Annotated in this window: 3 protein-coding genes; all 3 read right to left on the bottom strand. The window is 48.9% G+C overall.

What is annotated here, in order from left to right; translation table 11 throughout:
* Position 1: 1 nt before the first annotated feature.
* Positions 2–1,486 (bottom strand): arylsulfatase, encoded by a 1,485-nt coding sequence (locus BACCOPRO_RS03515; RefSeq protein WP_008140993.1) that lies wholly within the window; start codon positions 1,484–1,486, stop codon positions 2–4.
* A gap of 58 nt (positions 1,487–1,544) precedes the next feature.
* On the bottom strand, positions 1,545–3,608 hold the full coding sequence (locus tag BACCOPRO_RS03510) for a family 20 glycosylhydrolase (RefSeq protein WP_008140992.1): 2,064 nt from the start codon (positions 3,606–3,608) through the stop codon (positions 1,545–1,547).
* 21 nt (positions 3,609–3,629) lie between these two features.
* On the bottom strand, positions 3,630–4,502 hold an 873-nt coding region (locus BACCOPRO_RS03505), incomplete at its 5' end, for a glycosyl hydrolase family 18 protein (RefSeq protein ID WP_008140991.1).

The raw sequence follows: 4,502 nt of genomic DNA, 5'->3' as shown, positions 1-4,502 counted from the left end.
CTTACCATACCGGCAGATTGAAATTATCTATTTCGGCATCGGTATGCTCGGCCCGGAATATGTCGGTTACCTTTCTGACCAGATCCGGATGCTCAGCCGCTACATTGTTTTGTTCACGGGGATCATCCTTCAGATTATACAGTTCAATGTTCCGGTTTCCATTCTTTACATCGCCCACAAAAGCCTTCCAGTCTCCGAATCTCAGAGCTTTCTGCCCTCCCGATTCCGGAAATTCCCAATACAGGAAATCATGCTGTTTCTGGTTTTCTTTGTCTCCCAGCATTTCGGGAAGCATGCTGATACCGTCCGTTGCCGGAGATTCAATGCCAGCTATATCACACATGGTCGGCATCATATCCCAAAATGCAGACAGAAGGTCGGAAGTTGTTCCTGCGGGTATATGGCCGGGCCAGGATGCAATCATCGGAACCCGTATGCCACCTTCGCGAAGAGAAGCCTTTCCCCATCCGAATTCACTTTTAAAGGGCTTGGCACTGTCAAAATACGGAGAATCCGTACCTCCGTTGAAAGTAGGGCCGTTATCACTCGTAAAGATGATGATGGTATTGTCGTATATTCCAAGTTCCTTCAACTTGGCTACAAGGCCGCCGATCTGTTCATCCCAGTAACTGACCATGGCAGCGTATGTGGCACGCGGGTATCTGCACGGGAAATAATCCTTGTCACCGATATACGGCTCTTCATCACCCAGTTTGGCTCTGTAATGGTCAACCCACTTTTCAGGAGCCTGCAATGGAACATGGGGAACCGGAGTGGTCCAGAACAGGACAAACGGTTCGTCTTTGGATTCCTCGACAAAGGACAAGATTTCGCGATACATCAGATCAGGTGCATACTGCTTCTGCGTATATTTCTCATAACTCTTCTCGTCATAAGGATCTGCTCCCTTGTCGAGTTTGGTATGCGGTGGAAGCAGTTTGTTTTCCAGATACTCCCGGCATTCGTTTCTGTACAGAAAAGGAGGATAATACGTATGGGCCTGTCTCTGACAGTTGTATCCGTAGAAGAAATCAAATCCCATTTTGTTGGGAGTGCTTTCAGATCCGGGATAGCCTAGCCCCCACTTCCCGATACAGGCTGTTTTATAGCCTGCTTCCTTCATCTTTCGCGGAATCATGATGGTATTGGCCGGAACCGGTCTCTGCCCTTCCAGCGACGAATCGGCCAGCATGGCCGCATGGTTCCACACGTCTCCGCGGGACGTCATTTCGTCATTGCCGCGTATGTAGGCATGACCGGAGTGCAGACCGGTAAACAATGAACATCTGGAAGGTCCTGAAACGGCCTGTCCCGAATAATGGTTGGTAAAGCGCATACCTTCCGACGCCAGCCGGTCAATGTTGGGAGTCTCGATAATCTCCTGACCGTAACATCCCAGTTCAGCACGTCCCAGATCATCTGCCAGAATATAAATTATATTAGGCTTCCGGGGTTCATCGCTTTGAGTGCATGAAAACAATAACATGGATACCGGTATTGCAAAGTATCCGAAATGACAGATTCTATTTTTCATAATTCATAATTTAGTATTTTTCCCCTATATAACTCAGAATCTTTTCAACCATCGGCTTTTCATACAGATAAAGCCAGTCGCTATTATTTGATTTGGCCGACAGATGATTATGGTGATTCATGTCCGGGATATAACCATCCGGCTGTTCCATGAAGCGGGTACGTGAATACACAGCCTCCAGCTCCCGGCGCATGGCATAAAAGTCATTGCAGACCGTTTCCAGATGATCCAGAGCCTTGAGCCGGTTTTCTTCACCGGCAGCCTTGTCCAGATCCCTTAAAGCCAGCAGCAGTCTGACCGGATAGTTCTGAAGATGATTGTTCTGTTCGTAGATGTCCAGAGTATAGCGGTTACGCAAAGCTTCCTGCCGGGCCTCAGTCAGTTCACGGCGGATCTGCTCAAAGCGGAGTTGTTCTTTTTCAGCCTGTTCAATCCGTTTCTGATATTTCTGCGTCCACTGTCCGGGATGAGTCTTGTCAGGAAGTTCAATCAGCTTGAAATGAGTGGTTCCCCAGGCCGGATTTCTTCTGCCGGATTCAACCAGGGCACCGTCAAAGAAGAAGAAAGCCTTTTCCAGTTCCTGTATGAAATCAGTCTTTCCCTTTCCTGCTTCCAGACCGAACTCCCGCTGTCCGTGAGCTTCGGCAAACTCTTCAACAGTTCTTCCGTCGGGGTTCCAGCCGAATTCTCCCTGTGCGATATAGCCCCGGAAAACTGTTTCCAGATGCGGTGAACCGTCGTCCCAGGCTGTCGCCAGAATACCTTGCAAGTCATTTTCGACAACCAGCTGGCTGAAGCCTTTGATATAATTGGCTTTCGTGTATTCTCTGGGCATAAACGGAGAATCGCCTGCAGAAGCTGCTGTGGCAGCCATTACCGGAAGCCCTTTCTCCTTATACCATTTCAGCAATCTTTTATGAGCCGGTTTGGTAGCGTCACCATAGTTCCAGCGCATATAGATACATTCTTTGGGAAACAGCTCTATGGCCTGATCCAGCTTTTCCGTATTCCAGCTTTTATCCAGTTCGCTTTCTGTTTCGTCCCCCAAAATCTGTGGCCACAATCCTGCAAATTTCAAAGGCATGTCATCCCAGAAAATCGGAGTACGTCCGTGCGACTTCGCATAGTCACAGACCTGCTTCAGCCAGTGCATCTGCAGTTCAAAGGCCGTCTTGCCTGTTTCCTTGCAACGCTTGTCGATGCCGATCGCCGTAATCTCGTCACCTCCTATATGCAGGTATTTGCCATAAGGCATTGCTTCGATGGCATCCTGATACAGATCATACAGGAATTCATAGGTTTTTGGATTGGAAGGACAGAACTCCCAGTCGCTTTCCGGATTCTCCCGAAGCTCCCAGTGGTGTTTCAGGATAAAACTGGCATGTCCCAGTCCTTGCACCAGTGGACTGATCTCGATGTTCCGTTCCCTGGCATAGCGGCAGAAAGCCTGCATCTCCTGCTTGCTGATCGCATTGGGCGAAGCAATCTCAGGATGACTTGAATATTCAAACTTGTCTTCCAGTTCCCAGATAATGGCATTCACCTTGTAACGGGCCAGCTTGTCGACCATGCGGTAGTAATATTCCATACGGTCCAGATGATGCTTGGTGTCCAGATGGACTGCGCGGTAAGCAATATCGGGATAGTCCGTGATCTTCAGGGCAGGAATCTGCAGCCCGAAATCACGGCTGTCTTCCATCAGTTGTTCCAATGTCTGACAGCCGTAAAACAGGCCGGCCTGTCCGCTTGAAGTGATGAAGACTCCCTTCTCGCTGACCTGAAGGACATATCCTTCCGGAGACTGGGGAACTTCTTTCTCAGACAGACTCAGATAGACTCCTTTTCCGTTTCTCTCCTTATGCGGCAAACTGCCAAGCATGGTTCCAAGTACAGGATAATCCTCTCCGGAACGGTTTACGATAAAACTGAGATCATTGTAATGCAGGCCCTTCCCCTTCATGATCTCTACAGACTGCGGTTCCGGCAGGATTCTGAAATGTTCCATTCCGCCGTAGGCATGAACCGCCAGTTGCAACAGGAATAAAGTAATGACTGTAAATCGGATGCTGAACATAGATGTGTTAACTTCTGAAGATTACCATTTGATTTCGTCGATAAGATGATGTCTGATTTTTCCGTCCTTGCTGTCAGGAAGTATTTCATCATAGCTGAATTCCCACCAGAAAGCACCTCTGAATCCATTCTCTTTCACCCATTCTGCTTTGGTACGGATAGTTTCTTTCGTTTCCAGCGTAATGAATTCCTGCTGTTTTTCATTGATGAAATAAGACACCTTTGCCTGCGGGTCTTTCACCTCTTTCCAGTCAGAAGAGAATACGGCCATTGCTTCATTGTATCCGATATAGCGGCCATACTTGTCAAGCTTGCCTTCTATTTTCTGACCCGGCTTGATCCCTTTGTAGAAGAATCCATAGTTGGCCAGACCGATGCACAGCTTGCTCTTGTCAAACATTTCCCAAGCTTTCAGATCGGTAATGATCCGGTCCAGCGGAGTGTTGTGGGTAGGTACATTGCCCCAGATTCCGCCTCCCATGTCGTAGGTCATGATATTGATCCAGTCGAGTGACCGGGAAACCTTTCCGGCCAGTTCTTTGGAATAACGCTGCCAGGAGTGAAGAGCCGTGGTGAGATACATCTTGCGGCCTTTCCGGCTTTCCAGCACATTCAGCTTTTCCCGGATTTCCCTCACGAATACTTCGTGCAGCGGCAGTGTGACTGCTGTTTCCCAGTCCACTTCGATTCCGTCAAAATCATATTTGTCGATGAAGGCTACCATGAAATCCACAAATTTGGCCCGGAGTGCGGGATCCTCTACCCTCTCCCGGAATCCCTCGCCGGCAAAGGACAGCAGGACTTTAGTCTGGCAGGCACGTGCCTGGGCAATCAGTTCCCGGATCACGTCCACACCCTGATCCTGCCTGAAGGCATGGTTGGTCACCAGATCCCG

It is taken from the genome of Phocaeicola coprophilus DSM 18228 = JCM 13818, assembly GCF_000157915.1.
GTDB lineage: Bacteria > Bacteroidota > Bacteroidia > Bacteroidales > Bacteroidaceae > Phocaeicola > Phocaeicola coprophilus.
Note: the sequence above shows the minus strand (reverse complement) of the source record. Positions and strands in the feature narration are given on the sequence as shown.

What these genes read in the sequence shown, in the direction of transcription:
- BACCOPRO_RS03510 (WP_008140992.1), bottom strand. Translation starts at nt 3,608, where the DNA reads ATGTTCAGCATCCGATTTACAGTCATTACTTTATTCCTGTTGCAACTG.
- BACCOPRO_RS03515 (WP_008140993.1), bottom strand. Translation starts at nt 1,486, where the DNA reads ATGTTATTGTTTTCATGCACTCAAAGCGATGAACCCCGGAAGCCTAAT.